The 1,267-nt window shown below is 40.1% G+C and carries 1 protein-coding gene; it reads left to right on the top strand.

Translation table 11 applies throughout. The features are described 5' to 3' along the window. Positions 1-374: 374 nt before the first annotated feature. A partial coding sequence (locus HMPREF9065_RS08790; protein WP_021615226.1) for a DUF637 domain-containing protein occupies positions 375-1,267 on the top strand: 893 nt, incomplete at its 3' end.

Raw genomic sequence — 1,267 nt, 5'->3', positions numbered from 1 at the left:
TAGATTTCTTTACTGGACAGCATGGTATTTTAGAAGGGATCAAAAAATATCGTTCACAAGATCCTAAATTTAAACCGGTGATTGAGTTGATGGAAAAGTATTCCAAAAAGGGCATTTAATTTACTTTTGGAATAGATTTTAAAAGTGTGCTATATAAAGCTCATTTTAAATTATTTACAAGTAGATTGGAAAAATGGAAATATCAAGTGCGGTCAATTTTCAAAGAGTTTTTAAACTTCTTAAAATTGACTGCACTTTTGTATTTTCAATGATGCTTATGTTAAGCAAACCTTTCACATCTAACTTCGCATACAAGTCAAACCCAATCAGCGATAGGGTCTAATATTCAAATTGACACAGAAACACCGGAAAATTTGACCGCACTTTCACGTGATACGAAGAATGCCAATCATAAGGTGAAAGCCTTTGATTTACAGGAAATCAAAGAGCAGCAAGAAGCGGCGCAAGTGGCCGGTGAGTTGTTTTCAAAAATCACAGGTGATGTAGCCAAAGCATTTGAATTTGAAGACGGCAGCAAAGAGAAGATTGCGATGCATGCCCTTGCAGGTGCATTGGCAGCGAAGATGTCAGGGGGGAATGTTGCGACAGGTGCGGCAGCCGGTGCAGGGGCGGAGTGGTTGAACACGTATGTTACAGATTACTTAAACGAACACACGAAAGACCTTAAGTTAGATGCAGGACAAAAAGAGAAGCTTAAACAAGCAGCGCAGCAAATGACGGCGTTGGCGATAGGTGCGGCAGCGGGTGCAGTGACCGGTGGGACAAGTGAAACGATTAAACAGGGGGCGTTGACATCTTACAATGCGGAGACGTATAACAGACAGCTTCATGTTGATGAGATTAAATGGATTAAAGAAAACGCAAAACGTTTTGCTCAAGAGGAAAGTGAGCGTTTAGGGCGTCAAGTCACTGAACAAGAGGCAATGGAGCGATTAATTACCCAAGCGGCTCAAGAAGTCGACTATGCTTGGTTTAAGAAAATTGGCGAAACAGATGGCCAAGCACAGTCTTTCTTAAGAAAAGCAACGGCTCAAGGGGATGTTCCTCCTTATGATAATCGTGGCACATTTATCAATTCAGGTGGTAAACGTCAGTCGATGTTTACTGTTGCGGATAAAGATGAATATTACTCAACGGGTAAATATTCAAATGCATTGACACAATTTGATAAAGCAAATGGTCATGTTGTAACGAAAACATTGCAACCAAAAATAAAATATGACCTTTATACTAAATCGTTATCGGA

Source organism: Aggregatibacter sp. oral taxon 458 str. W10330, assembly GCF_000466335.1.
In the GTDB taxonomy this organism is placed as follows: Bacteria; Pseudomonadota; Gammaproteobacteria; order Enterobacterales; family Pasteurellaceae; genus Aggregatibacter.
This window is presented reverse-complemented; position numbering and strand designations above follow the sequence as displayed.